This window comes from Xanthomonas arboricola pv. juglandis (assembly GCF_905367715.1).
Lineage (GTDB): Bacteria > Pseudomonadota > Gammaproteobacteria > Xanthomonadales > Xanthomonadaceae > Xanthomonas > Xanthomonas arboricola.
Genome location: NZ_HG999362.1, coordinates 3,025,630 through 3,043,995, shown reverse-complemented (window position 1 = coordinate 3,043,995; position 18,366 = coordinate 3,025,630). Strand labels below are relative to the sequence as shown.

General features: G+C 62.3%; 28 protein-coding genes. 1 reads left to right on the top strand and 27 read right to left on the bottom strand.

Annotated features, from left to right (window positions below):
- Nucleotide 1: 1 nt before the first annotated feature.
- From KHN93_RS21720 to KHN93_RS13250, 4 genes are read right to left on the bottom strand one after another with little or no spacing between them, the layout of a single operon-like run.
- The gene (locus KHN93_RS21720) at nt 2-214 is read right to left on the bottom strand and encodes a hypothetical protein (RefSeq protein WP_053045212.1); all 213 of its coding nucleotides are present in this window, start codon (nt 212-214) and stop codon (nt 2-4) included.
- Nucleotides 211-489 (bottom strand): hypothetical protein, encoded by a 279-nt coding sequence (locus tag KHN93_RS13255; RefSeq protein ID WP_211920370.1) that lies wholly within the window; start codon nt 487-489, stop codon nt 211-213. Before KHN93_RS13255 ends, KHN93_RS21720 begins: the two co-directional genes overlap by 4 nt.
- A 10-nt stretch (nt 490-499) precedes the next feature.
- Nucleotides 500-820 carry an ogr/Delta-like zinc finger family protein gene (locus KHN93_RS21565; RefSeq protein ID WP_039408425.1) on the bottom strand — a complete coding sequence of 107 codons (321 nt, stop codon included), beginning with the start codon at nt 818-820 and terminating at the stop codon, nt 500-502.
- 2 nt (nt 821-822) lie between these two features.
- The gene (locus KHN93_RS13250) at nt 823-1,062 is read right to left on the bottom strand and encodes a DNA-binding protein (protein WP_223571140.1); all 240 of its coding nucleotides are present in this window, start codon (nt 1,060-1,062) and stop codon (nt 823-825) included.
- 89 nt (nt 1,063-1,151) lie between these two features.
- Here KHN93_RS13250 and KHN93_RS13245 point away from each other — a divergent pair, with 89 nt between their 5' ends.
- Nucleotides 1,152-1,589: a helix-turn-helix domain-containing protein gene (locus KHN93_RS13245; RefSeq protein ID WP_211920368.1), complete on the top strand. Its 438-nt coding sequence runs from the start codon at nt 1,152-1,154 to the stop codon at nt 1,587-1,589.
- 490 nt (nt 1,590-2,079) lie between these two features.
- Here the strand turns inward: KHN93_RS13245 and KHN93_RS13240 are convergent, their stop codons facing one another.
- The 23 genes from KHN93_RS13240 to KHN93_RS13130 all read right to left on the bottom strand — a co-directional run bounded on the left by KHN93_RS13240 (nt 2,080) and on the right by KHN93_RS13130 (nt 18,364).
- The gene (locus KHN93_RS13240; protein ID WP_146095103.1) at nt 2,080-2,547 is read right to left on the bottom strand and encodes a hypothetical protein; all 468 of its coding nucleotides are present in this window, start codon (nt 2,545-2,547) and stop codon (nt 2,080-2,082) included.
- A 14-nt stretch (nt 2,548-2,561) separates the two neighbouring features.
- Nucleotides 2,562-3,503: a hypothetical protein gene (locus KHN93_RS13235; RefSeq protein ID WP_211920366.1), complete on the bottom strand. Its 942-nt coding sequence runs from the start codon at nt 3,501-3,503 to the stop codon at nt 2,562-2,564.
- Nucleotides 3,504-3,651: 148 nt separating this feature from the next.
- Nucleotides 3,652-4,638 (bottom strand): phage late control D family protein, encoded by a 987-nt coding sequence (locus tag KHN93_RS13230; RefSeq protein ID WP_104554049.1) that lies wholly within the window; start codon nt 4,636-4,638, stop codon nt 3,652-3,654.
- A complete protein-coding gene (locus tag KHN93_RS13225; RefSeq protein WP_104554050.1) occupies nt 4,635-5,036 on the bottom strand; it encodes a phage tail protein in 402 nt (133 codons plus the stop codon). The genes KHN93_RS13230 and KHN93_RS13225 overlap by 4 nt, the downstream gene beginning before the upstream one ends.
- Nucleotides 5,037-5,047: 11 nt before the next feature.
- A complete protein-coding gene (locus KHN93_RS13220; RefSeq protein WP_211920364.1) occupies nt 5,048-7,918 on the bottom strand; it encodes a phage tail tape measure protein in 2,871 nt (956 codons plus the stop codon).
- Nucleotides 7,919-7,947: 29 nt separating this feature from the next.
- Entirely contained in the window at nt 7,948-8,061 is a 114-nt protein-coding gene (locus KHN93_RS13215; RefSeq protein ID WP_005922203.1) for a GpE family phage tail protein, read from the bottom strand.
- An 8-nt stretch (nt 8,062-8,069) separates the two neighbouring features.
- The gene (locus tag KHN93_RS13210; protein WP_211920362.1) at nt 8,070-8,372 is read right to left on the bottom strand and encodes a phage tail assembly protein; all 303 of its coding nucleotides are present in this window, start codon (nt 8,370-8,372) and stop codon (nt 8,070-8,072) included.
- Between the two features lie 45 nt (nt 8,373-8,417).
- Nucleotides 8,418-8,927 carry a phage major tail tube protein gene (locus KHN93_RS13205; protein ID WP_006450505.1) on the bottom strand — a complete coding sequence of 170 codons (510 nt, stop codon included), beginning with the start codon at nt 8,925-8,927 and terminating at the stop codon, nt 8,418-8,420.
- Between the two features lie 30 nt (nt 8,928-8,957).
- Nucleotides 8,958-10,124, bottom strand: a complete 1,167-nt coding sequence (locus KHN93_RS13200) for a phage tail sheath protein (RefSeq protein WP_211920359.1) — start codon at nt 10,122-10,124, stop codon at nt 8,958-8,960.
- Nucleotides 10,125-10,135: 11 nt separating this feature from the next.
- Nucleotides 10,136-10,495 carry a GPW/gp25 family protein gene (locus KHN93_RS13195; protein WP_211920357.1) on the bottom strand — a complete coding sequence of 120 codons (360 nt, stop codon included), beginning with the start codon at nt 10,493-10,495 and terminating at the stop codon, nt 10,136-10,138.
- Nucleotides 10,492-11,055, bottom strand: coding sequence for a phage baseplate assembly protein V (locus KHN93_RS13190; RefSeq protein ID WP_211920355.1), 564 nt, complete (start codon nt 11,053-11,055; stop codon nt 10,492-10,494). Before KHN93_RS13190 ends, KHN93_RS13195 begins: the two co-directional genes overlap by 4 nt.
- A 78-nt stretch (nt 11,056-11,133) precedes the next feature.
- Nucleotides 11,134-11,361 (bottom strand): hypothetical protein, encoded by a 228-nt coding sequence (locus tag KHN93_RS13185; protein ID WP_211920353.1) that lies wholly within the window; start codon nt 11,359-11,361, stop codon nt 11,134-11,136.
- Nucleotide 11,362: 1 nt separating this feature from the next.
- On the bottom strand, nt 11,363-12,568 hold the full coding sequence (locus KHN93_RS13180) for a glycine-rich domain-containing protein (protein ID WP_211920352.1): 1,206 nt from the start codon (nt 12,566-12,568) through the stop codon (nt 11,363-11,365).
- A 3-nt stretch (nt 12,569-12,571) separates the two neighbouring features.
- Nucleotides 12,572-13,120, bottom strand: a complete 549-nt coding sequence (locus KHN93_RS13175) for a phage tail protein I (protein ID WP_211920351.1) — start codon at nt 13,118-13,120, stop codon at nt 12,572-12,574.
- Entirely contained in the window at nt 13,113-14,003 is an 891-nt protein-coding gene (locus tag KHN93_RS13170) for a baseplate assembly protein (protein ID WP_211920350.1), read from the bottom strand. The genes KHN93_RS13175 and KHN93_RS13170 overlap by 8 nt, the downstream gene beginning before the upstream one ends.
- 129 nt (nt 14,004-14,132) lie before the next feature.
- The gene (locus KHN93_RS13165; RefSeq protein WP_244812121.1) at nt 14,133-14,828 is read right to left on the bottom strand and encodes a diguanylate cyclase domain-containing protein; all 696 of its coding nucleotides are present in this window, start codon (nt 14,826-14,828) and stop codon (nt 14,133-14,135) included.
- 431 nt (nt 14,829-15,259) lie between these two features.
- Complete coding sequence (locus KHN93_RS13160; protein WP_211920348.1) at nt 15,260-15,646, bottom strand: response regulator; 387 nt, start codon at nt 15,644-15,646, stop codon at nt 15,260-15,262.
- Nucleotides 15,647-15,763: 117 nt separating this feature from the next.
- Entirely contained in the window at nt 15,764-16,210 is a 447-nt protein-coding gene (locus KHN93_RS13155) for a phage virion morphogenesis protein (RefSeq protein WP_211920347.1), read from the bottom strand.
- Nucleotides 16,198-16,617: a phage tail protein gene (locus tag KHN93_RS13150; RefSeq protein WP_211920346.1), complete on the bottom strand. Its 420-nt coding sequence runs from the start codon at nt 16,615-16,617 to the stop codon at nt 16,198-16,200. The genes KHN93_RS13155 and KHN93_RS13150 overlap by 13 nt, the downstream gene beginning before the upstream one ends.
- Nucleotides 16,614-17,102, bottom strand: a complete 489-nt coding sequence (locus tag KHN93_RS13145) for a hypothetical protein (RefSeq protein WP_211920345.1) — start codon at nt 17,100-17,102, stop codon at nt 16,614-16,616. The genes KHN93_RS13150 and KHN93_RS13145 overlap by 4 nt, the downstream gene beginning before the upstream one ends.
- Nucleotides 17,102-17,740, bottom strand: a complete 639-nt coding sequence (locus tag KHN93_RS13140; protein WP_211920344.1) for a glycoside hydrolase family 19 protein — start codon at nt 17,738-17,740, stop codon at nt 17,102-17,104. The genes KHN93_RS13145 and KHN93_RS13140 overlap by 1 nt, the downstream gene beginning before the upstream one ends.
- Nucleotides 17,740-18,015 carry a phage holin family protein gene (locus tag KHN93_RS13135; protein WP_005922189.1) on the bottom strand — a complete coding sequence of 92 codons (276 nt, stop codon included), beginning with the start codon at nt 18,013-18,015 and terminating at the stop codon, nt 17,740-17,742. The genes KHN93_RS13140 and KHN93_RS13135 overlap by 1 nt, the downstream gene beginning before the upstream one ends.
- Nucleotides 18,008-18,364, bottom strand: coding sequence for a phage holin family protein (locus KHN93_RS13130; RefSeq protein ID WP_005929454.1), 357 nt, complete (start codon nt 18,362-18,364; stop codon nt 18,008-18,010). The genes KHN93_RS13135 and KHN93_RS13130 overlap by 8 nt, the downstream gene beginning before the upstream one ends.
- Nucleotides 18,365-18,366: the final 2 nt, after the last annotated feature.

Sequence of the window (18,366 nt, the reverse complement as noted above, 5' to 3'; positions counted from 1 at the left end):
CTTAGACGCCGAGCGAGCGCCGAGGCGCGAGCGGAGCTGTGGCGTTGTCGATCACGACGTAAGCGCCGCCGGCACGGCGGTGCGCGTCAACGGCAGCAGCGAGCAGTCGTGCTTCTTCGTGCTTGGCGTGCGGCGCTATGCGCTGCGGGACATTGCTGGCCGCATCAACGAATCGCGGCTCCTGTGCGGTGAACCAGCTATTGGCATGCCTCACGAGCCGACCTCGGTGTTTGTGTGGTGGAGATGGAACAAAGCCGCCGCGGCGTCGGTCAGCGCGACAAGGCGCTCGTCGAAGGCGTCAGAGGTAGCAAGGCCTTCGCGCATGAGCGCCGCAACTAGAACTGCGCCGAAGCGCTGATTTGTCTCCGGCGCGGCAGTGCGGCCGATGTAGCCGTGCTCGGTTTTCACCAAGCCGCCGTGGATGAGCGCAACTTCCAGGCAAAGCTTCGCCGTGGGCGGCAATGCCGCCCAATCAATGGTCTTTCGCATTAGGGATGCCTCAGAGGTGAGGGAAGAACTGCTCGCCGCCGACGGGAAGCAGGTCTAGCTGGCGGTCGCCTAGCGATTCGCGGTAGGCCTGCAGCGCTTGGGCGCGCTGATACGCCGGTGTTGGTGGAAGCTCGCTGTGTGAGGTGGGCACACCGCTGGGGCTGGCAATCCCAGTCAACTCCGAATGGCCTGTGTAGGTCGCTCCACACATCGGGTTCTCGCACACGTAGGAGTCATGCCGGAGGAACTTGTGTGCGAGGACGCTGGTGCGCTTGATGAGACGTGCACTGCACGCTTCGCAGCGAAACACGATTTTTTTCCGACCAAACATGCTCACCCCCTTGAGCTCTTAGCGGTTGGGATTTCTGTGGCACTATTGGGTGGTGCCTTGAGGCCTAGGGCGATCGCCGCCTTGTGAGACTCGCCATATTTGCCTTGAGAACGGCCCCGGAGCAGGTCATGCACAATCGACCGATCCACGCCGTTCTGTCTGGCGAATGCCGAGACCGTGATGCCATTTGCTTCGAGCCACTGCCGCGCCTGTTCCGGGCTGCGGGGCGTGAACTGCTGCATTTGACTCTTCCGGGGCATGTGGCGGTTCCGTCTACTTTTGGGAATTTTGTGGACTTAACTCAACATTGTCAAGTAAGGAAATGCCTGTAATGACCGTAGGGAAACGCCTGAAGGAAGAGCGCAAGCGACTTGGCCTAACGCAGGACGAGATGGCTGTGCAACTCGGCCTCACGCGCTACGCGCAACTGAACTTCGAGAAAGACATCAACCTGCCCGGCGGAGCTTATCTACTGGCCGCGCTAGACCATGGCGTTGATGTCATGTACGTGCTGTCTGGACATCGGGCGCAGTTGGACCCTGCTGATAGGCTCCTGCTGTCTGCGTTCAAAGATGCAGCACCGGCTGCTCGCAACGCTGTGCTTGCGGCATTGGGCTTGGTCAGCGATGCCTCGTCTTCCAATACAGGCGCCGGCCCGGTCCTGTCGTTCGACAACAGTGACGTGGGCCAAGTGGTTTCCACAACAGCGATCGTTGATCAAAGCAACATGCAGATTGTCGTTGGTGGACGCAAAAAAAAGAGCAAGTGATCAGCATCGCGATTGGGCAGCTGCTCGTGAGAAATTTGCCGTTATCGGCTATACCTGCGTGAACTGTAGAGCTTGCTAGCTCGCAAAGAAAAAGCCGCCGGTTTGTGCCCGGCGGCTTTTGTAGGTGTCGGCACTTAGCTCCTTGCGATCCAATCGCCGCCATCCTGACAGCGCGAGAGGGGCTGACATCCGCACTTAAATCAAAACCTGTGTGCCTCTCCTCACGGTTGCTACGGTATCGAATTGAAGGCTCAATCGCGCGAGCAGATTCATGTCGCCTTTGTTGGCCTAGTCGAGATGGTGGAGTTTGGTGCAGCCTGCACCTCAGCTGCGCGGGCGTCAGTCCATGCTCTCGGGCCAGCGTCTTGAGTATTATTCTGTTTCTTGTTTATTTGGCTAGAGGTGCCACTGGCGGCCTCGGTAATAGAGAGGCATCTTGATAAATCTAATACACAAAAGCGGGCCATCTGTGATGGCCCGCTCCCTCTACTTAGAGCGCTGCAATTTCTTTTTTATCTGAAGATTGAGACTGAGATTCTAAGCAGTTGACAACTGTTGTATCAGTAGTTGTAGCTTTTTTAAGGCAAGACGCTGAAGTCTTTGCACTCGACCTCAAGTCGATTTGCGAAATGCGATCGATCGCGCCTGAATCTAGCGCTTGGTTTGCAACGGCGCGCATACGGTCTCGCGAGCCGGGGTCTTTTAGCGTGTCATAAGATGGTGCTGCATTAATTAGGCTCATTCCGAAATCTGCATACGCTCTGTCCACTATTACTTCCGAGGACGGTATCGTGCCCTTTGTTGGCGAGATAAGATCGTACGCCGCACTAAGCTTGTTTGAATTAATTTCGTCGGCACTCGCTAGTGATTTTGACATAAAAGAAAAAGTAAAGATGGCGCCGACCACCACCCCGCAGCTAGCAGTAATAAGGTGTGTAATTATTTTGCTGACAGTCATATTGATTGCTCCTATCAAAACTCAACTTTGCATTTATCAGCAACGCCGTTAACCATGGTGCAAGTTATAAAAGGCCCATTCATGTTCTTGCCCATGTAGTACGTCACCATGCCCTGAGAAGGCGTATTAGGCTGGACTGTAACAGATGCGCCCCCGCCTGGCAGAGCTGAAGAATCGTTAGCGATGGCGCTTCCGTCCGCCCGTTTAGCCGTTCCTTCGATCACTCTCAAGGCGCCGGGAGCAAGCACATTGGTTTGGAAGCAAGCCGTGTCACCATTTCCGAATACCACACAGCCAGTCGGGCCACGGCCATAATATGACTTCAGTGCGGAGAACAGACTTGTTAGCGAGCCTGCTGCCCAAGCTGGATTGTTGATAGTGAGGGCAGTACGCACAACTTGGTCTAAGGCCGGGTTATGGTCATGGTAGCCAGACTGATAACTATCAAAGTAGTGCGTTGAGTTGTCGGGTACCACGAAGACCTGATCTTTGGAAATTCTTGTGATTGCAACAAATTGTTGCCTTTCTACATCACTTGGGGTCATGCCATATGTCGAATACCTTCCTCCAGAAGACGTAACCATCCCTTTATTTGATTGGGCTGTGTAAGAGCTAGAAGTTGAGACGCCAATAACGCCTGTTCCATTGGCCGTCCGAAAATCAAGCCGCCTTACAGAGGCGGGATTACTACCGTCAGTATCTACTGCAGGTAACGATAAAGGTTGCTCGCCAGCGGGGGTGTATGTAACTTCAACCCAAAAAAACTGTTCTGTTCCTGGGTTGACAACACCGTAGTAAGCCGTGCCACGGTTTTGTCCGTGTCGACTTTGAGCAACGCTTTCAAACTGAGGCAGGGTCGTACAGTTGTCGCAGACAATCCAAGCTTGAGCTGCCGCTTCTCCATGAAGGCCTAGCAAGCCAATTCCCAGTAGCAATAACGAATTCCAAATTTTCATTTAATTTCCTTTGAGGGCACACCGCCCGCCAAGACTTTGACGCATTGTTCACGAGCAGTTCAAGGAATACTTTAGGTCTAATTTGGAATAGCTCGAGGTAGTTTTTGGTCCTCTGTCACATCTGTCCGGCGATGCGTAGCGATCACTACTAGTCGACCGAGCTTTCAAATTGCGCAACGCTGCTGAAGCCGCTTCCAGCTATGGTGTGAGTAGTCCTAGAAATTATCCAGCGTTGCGAATCAATCTCACGTTTGAAGCCGCTGATCTTCACGATTTGCTCCGGGGAAAGATCGGCCCGGCCTGTGGCTAGCGTGTATTCGAACTTGGCCATGCCGCGCTTCACGCGCTCCAGCTCTGCATGCGCGTGTTGACGAGCCGTAGCTTCATTCGCGAATGACTCGCGCAAGCGCTTGGCGTTGTCGTCTGTGCCAACCAACACCGACTGCCGCCGCGCCTTGCCTTTGTCCACCCAGTACGCCCGCACACCGGTGTAAGCATCACGGTCGGCGACCGAATAGCGGTGCTGGTCGCCGTCGCGCCGCGTCAGGGTGACAGTCGGCAGTGGCTTGCCGGTCGCGGAGGTGCCGGCCCCGATTGGCGAAAACACCAACGCACCTGCCTTCACCGTTGCCACTGCATCGAAGCGCTGCCCCAGGCGGGTGAGCAGATTCATATCGCTTTCGTTGGCCTGGTCGAGATGCGGCAGCTTGGTGCGTGCCAGTGCCTCAGCGACGCGCGGGGTCAGTCCATGCTCGCCGGCTAGCGTGTTGAGCACTGCGCCCAGCGTGGTGTTGTGCCAGCTGCGCTCGCGCCGCGTGCGCATATTGGCGGTCAGATCCGCACTACGCGCGCGCACGGTGATGATGTCCGGTGCACCGCTGTATTCCACCTCGTCCACGATGAAGGTGCCTTTGTCGACCAGGCCGGTGGCTTTCCAGCCCAAGGCTACGGCCAAGCGCACGCCGCGTTTGGGCAGCGCCATCTTGCCGTCATGGTCGTGGATGCGCAGATCCAGTTGGTCGGCTTCGCCGCCTCGGCATTCGGTGAGGGTGAGATCGAGCAGGCGCGGTGCGATGCGCTCGGTGAGGTCGGTCCCGTCGAGCACTACGCGCCACTGCGGAATCGGGTAGCTCATGCGGCGGTCGCCTCGGGCGCAACGTCGTCGGTGCGGCGCAGGCTCAGCTGGAACTCGACGCGGCGCGGCGTGCCATCCGGGAAGAACAGCGTGGCCGTCTCGTTGACCGCCAGCACCACATACGGCCCATACACCCAGCCGGTGCCGTCGACCAGCGGTAGCGGCTCGCCGTCGGCAGCAAGTCTGCGGAGCGTGGTCAGCGATCCACGCGAGCCGGTCAGGTCCGGTGCGATCAGGCCCGACAGCTCGATCGTTTCATCGCCTGGACCCAGGAACTGGCTGGCCGCTCGCGCGCCAACACGCTCGCTGGTGGGGTGGCGCCAACTCATCTGCCGCTGCAGCTGCAGATAGGCGGCGCTATCGAGGGCAAACACAAACGTGCCGTAAGACATCATCATCGGGTGGATCCTTAGTCGTCGCGCAGGCTGGAACGGCGGGTGGCCACCGCGCGCCGTTCGCGCTCTTCGATCTGGCGCGCGACTTCGCGCGCCAGTGCGGTTGCATCCATGCCGGGCGCGGCATGGACGTGGATGACGTAGCTGTTGCCGCCTGCAGGCGCGCTGGCGGCGCGTACAGGGGCCGACAGCGGCGCACGGCTGTCGATCGCCGCCACGGGCGCTGTGGCCGTCGCCAGGGCCAGTTCTGCGCCCACGGCACGCATCCGGTTGCCAAGCGCCATGACGGCCTGCACAGGCGCGCCCTGGCCGCGCTGCAGGCCCACGGTGAGGCCTTGCATGGTGAAGTCGCCCAGCTGGGCGAACACGCGCGAGGGGCTGTGGATACCCAGCAAGCCCTTGAAGCGATCGACCACGCCGGTGCCGACGCTGGCGATCGCATCGCCGGCCGCGCCGAGCTTGGAGCGGATGCCCTGGACAAGGCCGCTGATCATGTCGGCGCCAGCCTGCAGCATCCGGGCCGGCCAGTTGGCCAACTGCAGGTTGATGCCGGCCCACAGCTGCAGCAGCCCTTGGCGGATGCGATCGCCGTTGCCGGTGAACACGCCCACGATCAGCGACCACGTGCCCTGGACGGTTTGCCACACGCCGCCGAGGATCTGCTTGACTACCGGCAGTACGAACACAAACGCCTGCACCAGCCAGCCGATCGCCTTGATCGCCAGCTGCAGCTGGGTGACCAGCACTGCCCCCAGGATCTGCCCGAAGCCGCGACCGGCCTGCGTTGCACCGTGCAACTGCGCAGTGGTGGCCTCGAAGGGCGTCAGCAGCTGCTTGACCCATGCCCAGGCCTGACCCATCGCTGCGGCCACGGTGTCCCACACCGGCGCCAGTGGCGCGAGCGCGGCCTTCAGCTCGGCGAGGACCGGCGCGGCGACATCGACGATGCCTTGCCAGACGCCAATGGCGAAGGCCTTGATCGGCCCCCAGTACTTCCACACCAGCAGCGCCACGGCAGCGACGGCCGCGCCGATGGCCAGCACCGGCAGGCTGACGCCGCCGAGCAGCGGCAGCAGCAGGCGGGCGCCATTGGCGAGCATCGGCAGTACGCGGCCGCCGAACGCCAGCCCCTGCCGCAGCAGCGCACCGAAGCCGCCACCGCCCGACAGCAGCGCGACGGCGCCGTGGATCTGCGAGAACGCCATCGCGGCCACGCCGCCGGCCACCAGCAGGCCGCCGAGGATCGTGACCAGCGCGGCGCCGGCGATCGCCGTCTTGGCGATCGCACCCACCAGCACCGGATTGGCGCGGACCCACGTCGTGACCTGGCCGACCACCGCAGCCGTGCGCTCGGTCAGTTGCTTGAACTGCGGCAGCAGCACCTGGCCGATCGACTGGTACACCACCACCGCGGTGTTCTTCAGCAGCTGCAGCGAGTTGGCCGAGGTGGCCACCCGCGATGCGTACTCGGCAGACATCGAGCCGCCGTACCGCTGCGCATCGGCGACCTTGGCGAAGTTGCCCTGCAGCAGCTCCAGATTGGTCAGCAGCGGTGCGATCGCACCGATCGACTCGCGTCCGAACAGCTGCGTCATGGTCGCGGCCTGCTCGGCCTTGGGCAGTGCGCGCAGCTTCTGCAGCACCGACATGATGGCCCCGCCGGCATCCTTCTGCATGACCTGGGCCATGGTCGTGGCCTTGATGCCCAGCTTGTCGAAGGCCTCGCGCTGGCTCTTGGTGGCCGACTCGCCCGAGGCCAGGGTGAGCAGCATGTTCTTGATGCCGGTGGCCGAGACTTCCGACTCGATGCCCATGCCGGCGACGGTGGCGCCCAGCGCGGCCAGTGGCCCGCTCTGCAGGCCGGCGACTTCGCCGAGGGCACCAATGCGGTTCACCACCGCGCTGATCTTGTTGACGCTGGCAGGTCCCGTGTTCCCGAGATAGTTGATCTTGTCGGCCAGTACGACCACCTCGTCCTGGCCCATCCGGAAAGCGGTGCGCCAGGTGGCCATGGTCTGGCCGGCGTCCTCGGCGCTGCTGTCGAAGGCCACGCCCATCTTGGCCGCGTCCTCGGCGAAGCGGACCAGTTCCTGGCGCGGGATCGCGGCCTGGCCGGCGGCCGCCACGATCTTGGCAATCTCGGCCGGCAGCATGGGCAGGCGCATCGAGAGGTTCTCGACATCGCGGCCCATCTGCAGGAACTGCTGCGGCGTTCTGAAGTCCACGACCTTGCGCACGTCGGCCATGGCCGATTCAAACTCCATCGCATCGCTGATCGGCAGCACCGCGGCGCCCAGTGCGCGCTTGCCGGCGAACGCCATGCCGGCGCCGTAGGCACTCGCCTGTAGGCCAGCGCTCTGGATGCGGGCGCTGCGACGCTGAGCAGTATCGATCGCCACCAGGCGCTGCTGCTGGGCGCGCATCGCGGTGTTGGTGCTGTCAATCTCGCTGCGCAAACGGCGCTCATGCGTGACCAGCTCGCGCGTACTGATCCCGGCCGTTTCCAAGCGACCACGCAGGCGCTGCAGACCGGCCTCCTGCGCACCGTGCGCGGTCTTGAGTTCGCGTGCGGTGCGCACGGCGCGCTCGAACTCGGCATTCATGGCAGCGGTGGGCGTGCCGGTCGCCTTGATCTGCTGGGCGAGCGTGCGCACCGACTGCCGCTGTGCATCGAGCGCAGCCTTGGCGCGCTGCGCCATGGCCACCTGCTCGCGGTAGGCGCCGATGTCGCGGTGCTGGCTGTTGAGCTGACGCAGCGCATCGCGCTGGTTGCGCAGTGCGGTGGCAACGCCACGGCTGCCACTGAGCACGCGTTTGAACGGGCCAGTGGCGCGATCGACGGCGGCCAGGATGACCTGCAGACGCAGATTGTCGGAGGCCGCCATTTAGGCGGCCTCGTTCGTGGGGTGGTGCATCATTCGGCTCCGCTTCGCAGGCGGGCACGCTCGCGCCACGCCGTGAGTTCGTGCAGCGACCAGCCGTCCATTTCAGACGGGGGCCAGTGGAAGATGGCCGCGATGTCGGCCATCGCATCCTCTACGCAGTTGGGGAAACCGCTTCCCTCTGTGCCTTCGGCAAGAAAAAAAGCGCGATTTCCTGGCCGACAGCCAGCAGGTCGGCCGGATCCATTGCGTTGACATCGGCGGTGGTCAGCGTGGGCGAGGAGATGCGCGGCAGCAGTGTTGCCAGCGCAGTGACATCCATCTGCAGCAACTCGGCGAGCTTGAGACCGCGCAGCTCACCGGCGCCCGGCTTGCGCACCTTGAGGTCGGCGATAGTCTGCTCGCCGCGCGTAATGGGCTGATCGAGGGGAATGGCTGGGGAAAAAGTCGGGGTCATCGGAAGGTCTCAGGGCGGAGGCCTGGCGGCGCCAGGCCGGAAGGGTCAGGCGCCGATAGCGCGGCGGTGCGGGGCGAGCAGGTCCACGCCGTTGACGATCTCGATCATGTTCATCAGATCGATTTCGATTACGGTGGAGCCATTGATCATCAGCTTGTAATAGCTGGCGGAGGTCTTGACGGAGAACTCGGTGTCGTCGCCGGACTTACCGGTGCCGGGATCAATCTCTTTGTGACGGCCGCGCACCACAAATTCGACGGCATCCACCGCGCCGCTGTCGTCGCGCTGGTAGGCGCCGGCAAAGCGCAGCTGCACGGCATTGTGCGTGGTGGCGCCGTACTGATTCAGTACGCTGCGCATCATGCCGCCGCACTTCCATTCGAGCTCGATCTTCTCCTGGCCGAAGTCAATGTCGACCGGGCCATTCATACCGCCGCCACGATATTCCTCCATCTTGCGGGACAGCGTGGGCAGCTTCACTTCGACTACCTGGCCGAGATAGCTCTCACCGTTATTGAACAGGTTGAGCGCTTTGAGTTTCTTGGGCAAAGCCATGCGTTTCTCCGGGAATCAAAGGCGGGTGCGTTACGCGTTGACGCGTTCGGCAAAGTCGGCCAGGTAGCTGGTGGTGATCTTCTGGTACAGCTGCAGGTTCTCCAGCGGCGGCACTGGCGTGTAGTCGTAGTCGATGCGCAGCGCGCCATCGGCGAGCGTGGTGGCGCTGTTGACGGTGCCGTCGAACCAGGCGCTGGCATCGATCAGGTAGCCGGACGCTTTCAAGTCGCGGAACTTGGCGTTGATGTCTTCGACGATGTCTTTGACCAGCGAGGGATGCATCGGCTTGTCGACGTAGAAAGCCACGCCCTCGGCGATGGTGTCGGCCAGGACCTGCGCGGTACGCGTGGCTGTCTCGAAGGCGAACATGTTGTCCTCCGCGCATGTGCGCGACCCCCAGAAGCGTTGCCCGTTGAAGGTCACCAACGTGGTGATGTCGCCCTCGTTAAGCACACCCGCATCGGTAGCCGGATCCTGCAGATCCCAGTGCACGTCCTTGGAAATGCCGGTGACGCCGGCCACGGGCACATTGGACAGGCTCTTGTGCCAGCCCTGTTCGGTGTCGATCTTCGCGCGCAGGCCGAGCGCACGTGCGGTGGCATATGCTGCCGTCGTGGTGCTGGTGGCGGTATCGAAGGCCATGAAGTCCGGCCAGATCAGCATCAACTCGCGATCGCCGAACTGCCCACGGTAGGTAATGGCCTCGGCCACGGTCTCGGCGACCGGCCGCACGTAGGCCATGGCACGCAGCTTCTTGGCGATGGTCGCCAGTGCCTTCGCCACCGGCAGCGTGTCCAGACCCGGCGCTCCCAGTATGCGCGGGCGCACGCCAAGCTGTGCTTGCGCGGCGAGCAGCGCATACAGGCCGGTGTAGCCGCTGGACTTGGCCTCGCCGATGACGTTGGAGGAGGTCTTGTCCGCATCTTCGCCTTCGGCCACACGCACGACCACGGTCACCGGATTGGTCTGATCGGCGATGCCCTGCAGGGTGTCGCGCAAGGTGCCCTTGGTGCCGGCACTGGCGATGGCACCCAGCACGTTGGTGACCAGCACGGCCTTGTTGAGCGGAAAGACCTTCTCGTCCGCATCGGACGCGGTAGCGACCAGGCCGACAATGGCGGTAGAGACGGTGCGGATCACGCGCGTACCAGCGCTGACTTCGATGACGCGGACGCCGTGGTGGTAAGAAGTAGACATAGGTTCCTCGATCAGGACGAGCGGAAGCGGAGCGGGATGGTCATGCGCGAGCGCGCATTGGCGGGAGCAACGTCGGTGCGCTCGCCTTCGACGGTCAGCAAGAAGCAGCCAGGCGCATCGCCGATGACCAGGTCGATCTGGGTCAGGCGCAGGCGCGGCTCCCAGCGCATCAAGGCGGTGGCGGTGGCGCCGTAGAGCAGCGTGCGGGTGGCGCCGTTGAACGGCTGGTCGATCAGCTCAGGCAGCAGCGAGCCGAAGTCGCGGCGCTGCTCGCGCGTGCCGATGGGTGTGGTGAGGATGCAGGCGATCGACTGGGCCAGGTGCTGCTCGCCCTCGGTTACACGGCCGGTGGTGGCATCCACGCCGATCACTGCGGGCCACCGCTGAGCGCGCTGCCGGCCGTCACGCCGGTGGTCTTGTGGTTCTTGAGGCTGATCCCGCCGCCGATGACGTCAGTGGTCGCCTTCGCGGTACCGGCGATGGTCGCATCACCGTTGAGCATGGTCTCGCCGTTGACGGTCAGCGGGCCATTGAGCGTGATGCCGCCATCGGCGGTAATGGACGCGGTACCGCCGCTGGGCAGCGTGGCCTGCAGCGCATGCGCCTCGGTGTCGTATTGGATCTGCGCGCCATCGGCAAAGCGCAGCACGTGGAGGGTGTCGGACGCGGCAGGCGCTGCGAATTGGTCGGAGTACAGGCCGCGTAGCACCAGGCCATCGGCCATGTCGCCGGCCGGCGACAGCACCACGACTTGTTCGCCGATCGCCGGCGCCGACCAGATGATGGTGGTGCCGGCCAGGGTGACCACCCAGGGTAGATAGTCGGTCAGCATCTCGCCGACCTGCACGCGGCATCGCGCGGTGGCAAGATTCACCTCGGCAACGGTGCCGAGGCGAATGGCGTTACTCAGTGCGGAGGATGCGTTGCCCATGCAGTCATGGTCGACGCGCGCGCGCAGGATGACATCGCAGTTGTGCTGTAGCCGCGTGATCTACGCAGCGCGACGGTGCTACAAATTCGTAGGCGGCTCAGGTGCGATGACTTCGCGCTGGGTGAACTGCGCGTCGAAGTAGTACAGCCCATCACCGCGATTGAAGTACATGCCGGGTTCGCACACGGTCTTGTCTTGGAGTGGGCGGAGCTCGAAACCTTCAACGGTGAAGGCGCTATCGGAAACGATGATGTTGACCACCACGTCGGTCCCGGTTTGGATCATCGCGTAACGTCCAATCGTCATCTCAGCACCACTCAATGAAAACGAAGCCGGGGCACCCGGTGGCCCCATCCTTTCCGAACGTGCTGGCAGAAGCACCGGCGGACACACCACCGCCGCCTCCGCCACCGGCACCGAACCCAAAGCCCCTGCGGCTAGCCGACGTGGTATCGCCCGCACTGCGGCCGCCAGGACCACCGCCACCAAACGCGCACGACCCTCCTGTGCCAGCAGAGCCATAGGGAGCAGTCGTTGCGATCGTTGCGGAGTCACCGCCAGCTGGGTAGCCATCTCCACCGGTCGCACCGCCAACCTGGTTGGCACCGACGAGTCCGCCACCACCACCCTGGCCACCGGCCAAGGTGACGAGATTCCCGATGACGGTTGCACCGCCGGTACCACCGGCGGCCCCAGCTGTACCGTCCGTGCGTGAGCCTGCGCCAGCTGATCCACCAGCACCGATGACGATCGGATGGCTCCCCCCAGGTGTGACCGCAAAGCGCACGCGCTGAATCGACTGTCCAGCTCCACCACCACCGCCGCCAGTTGCTGTGTATGTCCCGGATCCGTTTGACTTCTCTGCACGGGTTCCACCACCGCCACCACCACCGCCTCCGGCGCAAGCGTTGACGTAGATCGCGGTCACGCCTGCCGGCACAACAAAGTTGCCAGATGCCTCGAATCGCGCACGACCGCTGCGGCTGTCGATCGCGGCTTTCAATGCGTCCGGTGTGACGGCACGTTGCGCGTCTGTGCCTGCAATGGCCTCTGCACGGGTGGCAAGCTCAGCGATGCCTTCCTTCTCGGTGGTCGCGGCCGGATTGGTGAAGTTGGCATTGCCGAACGTTACCGAAGACACCGTAACGCCAGAAAACAGGATATCGGCCGACATCAGCAGGTCCGAGGCCGCGGCCTTTTCCATGATCAGCTCGGGCTGGGAGTAGCTGCCCAGCAGCGTGCCGTTGTCCAGATACAGTCCAAAGCCGCGTACCTCATAGGTGGCACGGCTCGTGTCGCTGACACTGACATGGATGGTGGTGGACGATGTGGTGCCGCCCGAGATGCTGGAAAGCGCTAGGTGCTGACCTGGGACTGTATTCAGGTCCTCCGTTGCAGCGAATGCAGCCGCAGTGAAACCGATGCTGGTCACCTTGACGGCATTGGTGCCGTTCTTCTCGGCGTTGATCAACGCCGAGCGACCGGCTGTGGTGAGGATCAGTTGTAACGCCATGGCTTATCCTTGCGCCGTCATCGACAGACGGCGATAGTTGATGATGCGAATACCTGTAACCAGCGAGACATTGCCGGTGGCTTGCAGGCCCTGCACGAACCCGAAGTGCGAGCGGACCGGTTTGGTACGCTCGACCTCGGCAATGACCTCATCGACAAACCGAGCGCTCGCAGCTCGCCCATCGGAGCCGTTGAGCGTGAGCGTCAGCTCGAAGGTGTGCGGCTGGCCGTGTGGCCGCTGCTGCCACCACTCGCGGATGGTCACTGCACCCCCGAACGAGGCCACCACCATGCGCACGCTGTTGGCGGTGCCCTTGCGGCGCTGGATCGCCATGGCGCTGCGCAGGCGCGAGCGCTTGACCGCATCACTCCAGTCGGCCTTCCAGTCATCGACCGATAGCGTCCACGCCAACCATGGCAGGTGGCCGATGGGGCAGGTGTCCGGATTCCACAGGTCCGGGTACGGCAGCGGGATGGCTTCCAGGCGCTCGGCCACGGCGGCCAGGGCGCGCTCCATGGGCGTTGCATTGGGCGGCAGCGGGGAGTTACTCATCGATGCCGGCATGCACGATGTCGATCGCGGTGCAGTAGGCGGCCTGCGTGCGGCTGATCCGGATGTCCGCTGCAGGCGAGTCCAGTTCTATGCGCTGCACACCATCGGCGAACAGCTTGGCCTTGATGGCTGACTCCGGGACATCACGGCCGATGCGGTGTGCCTCATCCAGATACGCCCTCAGGCTGCGCAGCGACTCACGCATGACCACTGCCGAGTCAGGGCCGGCATAGGTGTAGACGCGCCCACGGATGGCATACGGGACGATCTGGGCGCTCTGGACCGTGACACTGTCGGTCAGCGGGCGCACGTCATCGTTGGTGAGAATCGCAGCGACCTGGTCTAACAACGCCTGTGGAGCCGTACCATCGCCGGTGCGCGACTGGATGGTGACCAGCACTTGCCCGGGTGCGGGGCTGGTTGCACTGGCGTCCATGACGTCGGCGGCCGCGCTGAGCGCGTGGTAGATGTAGGCGCCCTCGGGGCCGGCAACGCTGAAGCCCTCCGGCGCCAGTTGGATCCGGCGGCGGAAGTCCATGTCCGACTCAAAGGTCGGTGGGGTGCCGCTCTCAGGTTGGCCCGGATCAAGCACCAGGCGTGCGACGCCGAACAATGCGCCCAAGTGATCGAGGTTGGTGCCGGTCGCGAAGGCCAGCATCGTCTGCTGGGCCTTGTCGTTTGCGCGCTGGCGAATCAGCAACTCGCGGGCTGCGAACAGCTGCAGGAGCTTGTAGACCGGATCCGATTCAGTCAGTGCCGAGAATTCCGGCATGAGTCGACGAAACTGGGCAAGTGCCTCGGCGAAGATCGTCTCGAAGTCGAGCGCTTCGATTAGGTCTGGAGCTCGAAGTTTAGAAAGATCGACGGCGGTAAAAGAAGCCATGTTCGGGGGACGAGAGAGCCTATCCCAAGGCTCTCTTATCCTTGCCTCTAAGCCCACCTGCCCCCGACGTATCTATGGTTGCTACATGTCTCGATCTCGCATGGGAGTGCATTGACGACGTCAAGCAGCTCAATCTTGAACTGATGTCTGCGTCGACATGCTCGTGCCGCTGGTATGTGCGCTGGCGTGTTTGAGTACCTTGTCTATGTTGTCGAGTTGATCCATGTTTTTGAACCAGCTCGCTCCCCACTTTGATTTGAGCCCACGCGCGGCAAGAGATGAACGAATACGTCGAGCAACTGACAGCATGCCAGCCTCACTGATGCCTGGCAGATAAATAGCGAACTCACCTTGCGAGAGATGCGCCAGGCCATCCTGCGGCCGAGTTGCCGCTTTCAGCAGCCCTGCGGCGATCTCTATTTCCTTCCGCTTTCCTGCATCCTTGCCCGCACTACTGACATCTAGATCGAAAAGTAGGACCCCACCTTGCTCACCACGCTGCAGCTCGGTTGCGTTTTGTAAGAGGCCTTGAAAGGCTGCGAGGTCATAGAGTCCTGTCAGGAAATCAACCGTTTGCACCTCTCGAACATCTTGCGCGGCTGGTTGAGTCTCGGAGAGGTGCTGCGCCCAACTGCTTGCAAGGACACGTCCAAACGTCTCTGCTACAGGGAGCAAGTGGGACAATTCCCCATCAACTACGTGGGCATCTATGCCGCACAGCATCCCTTCCATTTTGCCGGGAATCTTGATCGGCACGCCGAGATAGCTGGAAATACCAAGCTCGATAGCGATTGGCGCACCTGCCAGATGATCTATCTTGCTCAAGTCCGGCGCACATTGTGGGCCACCCCTGGAAATGACCCGCCGACACACTGACTCGGACCAGTTCAAGAATTGATCGACCTTAAATCCAAAGTTGGAATCGGTGCATGCCCGGATGATCCAGTAGTCATTCTTAACCTCTGCAAATATCCAGGTTCTAAGTGGCGTGAGTTGGGACAGACAGGTGAGGATCTCGTCGACTGTCTCGCTAGTTGACGTGAACGGGAGTTGGTTTTTAAGTGCGCCGGGCATACGGAACTTTCCCTGTTTTCCCACTATCGGCAAGGCGCCGACACTCTGTAGGGTCGCTCAATATCATGACGACTTTGCACGATTGCTTGGAGCAGGATCGATCGCGATATTCGTTACACCCGCCGACCTTGTATGGAGCACAAAAGCCAACGACGATGAGTCCACACGGCAGCGAACAACCCTCAATCAGAATTTGATTCATATTTGGTGAGGCAATCCTTCACCAGATCAAGCAGAGTCCTGAACGTATAGGGTTTCGCCAAGAAGAAGGTAGCTTCTGGCAGTTGCGAGTCGTCGAACGAGTAGCCCGAGGTGAGGATAGCGGGAGTCCTGACGCCCGTCTCACGCAACTCGCGAATGAAGGATTGACCATCAATCTGGCCCGGTATCTTCAGGTCTGAGAGGATTAGATCGAATGATCGACCAGACTTAAGAACCTCCAATGCCTGCACAGGGCCCTCGACGCTTTGGAAATCATACCCGCCCACGGCGAGTGTCATCTCACAAACAATGCGGAGATTTGCATCATCTTCGACAATGAGGACTGTGGGTTGCGTAGTGGCGGACACGGCATTATTTCTCTCGAAGGGAGCCAGCTGTGCTTGGTGGCTCTTCCGTGATGTCATCTGCCAGTCGCAACCGAATGTTAAGGTTGCGTGTGGGAACGTTAAATATACGTGAATTTGCTACGCCAGGTGGTCGGCGAGTAGCTGCTGCATTCTTAGCCGGTCTTGGGCGTTCCATCCGAGGAGTGGTCTTGCTGCGAACCGCACCGTCGGGCCATGGCGACGGACTTGATCGACACGCCCTTCCTGATGCACACGGGCGATGCGCGATACGCGCCCCACGAATCCAATGCTCACAGAGTTGGGGTTGGCGCTGACCTTGAAGTGTTTAGCCTGGCGCAGCTTGGCAAACATCTTCGCGCGTTTGACGCGTCCGGCCTTCTGCCGCAGCTGCTGCTTGCGTGGTGCGTACGGCGTGCCATCTGGCGCTTGCTGCTTGCCGATGCGTTGGCTCTGCGAGCGCCTCAGCTCCGTGCCGATCTTCCGGGCCAGCGTGCGGCGTTCACCGGGCTGCAGGCGAGCCAGCAACGGCCCGGCCCAGTTCTCCAGCGCGGTCAACTCATCCATGTGGGATCGATCACCGGCTCGGGCGCATGGGTGATGTCGTAGCCGCCGCCGTCCTTCGCGGTCACCACCACGCGTTCGGTCAGTGGCAACTTGATCGACAAATCCACGGCATCGTTGGTGAGGATGTCCGCCTCGAAGGCGATGTCGCCACGGCGCGCCGGATTGGACAGCAGCTCGGACTGGTTGACCTGCACCCATTCCAGCAGCGGCAGCATCACGCTGTCGGGGTGGCCGGCGTAGTCGGTCAAGATCAGGTTGAGCGTGTACTGGTACTCGAACGATAGCCCCAGCTGGAACGTGCTGACCAGGCTGCCGGCGTCGATAAACACCAGCAGCCGATCGGCATCACGTGCCAGGTCTGGCAAGGCCGCGACCAGATGCGCGCGCAGGCTGGCGGGCTTGATCATGGCGCAGGCTCCAGCGTGTGCAGGTCGATCCAGTCCTGCAGCGCGCTTAGCTGCGCGGCGGTGGCGTGGCAGCTGGTGTAGTTGTCGGCGACGGTGCCGGCAATGCCAGAGAGCGTAATGCCGGCGGCCGGCGCATCAGGATCTCCGGTGGACGGCCCGGCAGGCTGGCCCGAGGCGGCGGCGTCGTGCAGCCGCACAAAGCCAGCAGGGATAGCGCAAGCAGCGTCTGCTTTTTGGGTGACATAGATCGGGATCTCGCGGGTGATGGTGGCGCCGGCTTCGCGCACGATTTGCACGCGGTCGACGTACTCGACAACGACCTTTGTGGAACTCTTTGCGCTGTCGCGCTCGGCGATAGCGGAAACTTTTGCGTCTAGAGCTTGCTTGCGTTCGCGTTGTGCGGTGCTGACGCGCTGCTCCTGCCACACGCAGCCACCGACGAGCACTACAATCAGCGCCAGCAGGAGGATCAGGCGCGTGACCATCAGCTCACGCCCAGTATCTGCAGGGCGCGCTGCGTGCGCGTAACGCGATCGCCGTGGCCTTCGGGCAGGCGCTTGGCGCGCACGTTGCCCAGGTTGATCTTGCGGCCCAGGCCGAGCACATCGCCGGCATCGGCCAGCACGTTGAGGCCGTTGTCGTGCCAGTACGCCGCCGCACCCAGTGCGCTCGGCTCAATCTGCAGCAGCAGATCCGGCTGCTCTTCCACCGGCAGCTCGATCAGCACGCCGATACGGCGGTAGTTGCCCCGGAAGGTGTGTTGCATCGGACCACGGCCCCGGTGGCGATAGCCATCTCCGCTGGCTTCGTTGCCGTTGCCCAGGCGGTTGGCGTAGACGAAGTTGGCCAGGCCGACCGGATTGCGCAGAAACTTGGGTGCTTGTGCTGGCGTGATGCGTGCGCCGAATACTTCCAACAGCCGTGCGCTGGTGGTGTAGGTCAGCCCTTCTTCCATGCGCGACAGGCTCAGGCTTTCGTGGCCGACCTGGCCGAGCCAGTGCGCGGCACGGCGCTTGGTGGTGATGCCGAAGCGATTGGCAGCGGCGAGCAGCGGGCCATGCCAGCGCTGAGCGCGTTGCGCCGAGCACTGCATGATCGAGGCGAGCTGGGTATCGGTGAACATCAATCGACCTTCAGGATGCGCGCCACATTGCCCTGGGCGCGGTAGGTGAGCACCGCCAGCACGATCAACGTGCCCAGGTGCCAAAGACTGACTTGCGAGCCGGCGCCGGCCAGCAGGATGTGCAGTGCCTGGCCGCCGGTGCTGGCGATCAGCAACCACGCGCACCAGCCCGCGCCGCGTCGATGGCGCGCATCGACCGGGCGGTGGTAGGTAAGCAGGCGGACGCAGATGGCGAGCGAGGCCATCAACGTCAGGACGGTGACCAGGCTATGCACTGGGCGGACCTCCACGACGTAGGAAGGAAAAGTCGAAGGACTTGCTCTTTTCGATCAGGCCCAGCGTGACGGTGATCGCGCAGGCCGCGCTGGCGAAGGCGGCCACGCCACTGGACTTGATCGGCAACCAGCGCAGGATTTCCGGCGCCAGCTGGTAGCCGGCGATCACGCTCACCGGGAAATAGATCAGCCGCGCCAGCAGTGGTTGCTTGGCGGCGGACACCACGAACAGCGCGCCGCCGGCGAAGGCGCCGATCAGTGCATCGCCGTCGATGCCAGGCAGCACGGAGGCAAGGCCCACACCGGTGGCGATCAAAAAGCCGCTCGATACGGAGGTGGGTTCGGTCATCA

Excerpts from the sequence above, each read along its gene's own strand:
- KHN93_RS13245 (WP_211920368.1), top strand. The coding sequence starts at position 1,152 with ATGACCGTAGGGAAACGCCTGAAGGAAGAGCGCAAGCGACTTGGCCTA.
- KHN93_RS13210 (WP_211920362.1), bottom strand. The coding sequence starts at position 8,372 with ATGACCCCGACTTTTTCCCCAGCCATTCCCCTCGATCAGCCCATTACG.
- KHN93_RS13255 (WP_211920370.1), bottom strand. The coding sequence starts at position 489 with ATGCGAAAGACCATTGATTGGGCGGCATTGCCGCCCACGGCGAAGCTT.
- KHN93_RS13230 (WP_104554049.1), bottom strand. The coding sequence starts at position 4,638 with ATGAGCTACCCGATTCCGCAGTGGCGCGTAGTGCTCGACGGGACCGAC.
- KHN93_RS13250 (WP_223571140.1), bottom strand. The coding sequence starts at position 1,062 with ATGCAGCAGTTCACGCCCCGCAGCCCGGAACAGGCGCGGCAGTGGCTC.
- KHN93_RS21565 (WP_039408425.1), bottom strand. The coding sequence starts at position 820 with ATGTTTGGTCGGAAAAAAATCGTGTTTCGCTGCGAAGCGTGCAGTGCA.
- KHN93_RS13225 (WP_104554050.1), bottom strand. The coding sequence starts at position 5,036 with ATGATGATGTCTTACGGCACGTTTGTGTTTGCCCTCGATAGCGCCGCC.
- KHN93_RS13235 (WP_211920366.1), bottom strand. The coding sequence starts at position 3,503 with ATGAAAATTTGGAATTCGTTATTGCTACTGGGAATTGGCTTGCTAGGC.
- KHN93_RS13220 (WP_211920364.1), bottom strand. The coding sequence starts at position 7,918 with ATGGCGGCCTCCGACAATCTGCGTCTGCAGGTCATCCTGGCCGCCGTC.
- KHN93_RS13200 (WP_211920359.1), bottom strand. The coding sequence starts at position 10,124 with ATGTCTACTTCTTACCACCACGGCGTCCGCGTCATCGAAGTCAGCGCT.
- KHN93_RS13185 (WP_211920353.1), bottom strand. The coding sequence starts at position 11,361 with ATGACGATTGGACGTTACGCGATGATCCAAACCGGGACCGACGTGGTG.
- KHN93_RS13145 (WP_211920345.1), bottom strand. The coding sequence starts at position 17,102 with ATGGTCACGCGCCTGATCCTCCTGCTGGCGCTGATTGTAGTGCTCGTC.
- KHN93_RS13190 (WP_211920355.1), bottom strand. The coding sequence starts at position 11,055 with ATGGGCAACGCATCCTCCGCACTGAGTAACGCCATTCGCCTCGGCACC.
- KHN93_RS13130 (WP_005929454.1), bottom strand. The coding sequence starts at position 18,364 with ATGACCGAACCCACCTCCGTATCGAGCGGCTTTTTGATCGCCACCGGT.
- KHN93_RS13140 (WP_211920344.1), bottom strand. The coding sequence starts at position 17,740 with ATGTTCACCGATACCCAGCTCGCCTCGATCATGCAGTGCTCGGCGCAA.
- KHN93_RS13155 (WP_211920347.1), bottom strand. The coding sequence starts at position 16,210 with ATGGATGAGTTGACCGCGCTGGAGAACTGGGCCGGGCCGTTGCTGGCT.
- KHN93_RS13150 (WP_211920346.1), bottom strand. The coding sequence starts at position 16,617 with ATGATCAAGCCCGCCAGCCTGCGCGCGCATCTGGTCGCGGCCTTGCCA.
- KHN93_RS13175 (WP_211920351.1), bottom strand. The coding sequence starts at position 13,120 with ATGAGTAACTCCCCGCTGCCGCCCAATGCAACGCCCATGGAGCGCGCC.
- KHN93_RS13170 (WP_211920350.1), bottom strand. The coding sequence starts at position 14,003 with ATGGCTTCTTTTACCGCCGTCGATCTTTCTAAACTTCGAGCTCCAGAC.
- KHN93_RS13240 (WP_146095103.1), bottom strand. The coding sequence starts at position 2,547 with ATGACTGTCAGCAAAATAATTACACACCTTATTACTGCTAGCTGCGGG.
- KHN93_RS13215 (WP_005922203.1), bottom strand. The coding sequence starts at position 8,061 with ATGGCCGACATCGCGGCCATCTTCCACTGGCCCCCGTCTGAAATGGAC.
- KHN93_RS13205 (WP_006450505.1), bottom strand. The coding sequence starts at position 8,927 with ATGGCTTTGCCCAAGAAACTCAAAGCGCTCAACCTGTTCAATAACGGT.
- KHN93_RS13180 (WP_211920352.1), bottom strand. The coding sequence starts at position 12,568 with ATGGCGTTACAACTGATCCTCACCACAGCCGGTCGCTCGGCGTTGATC.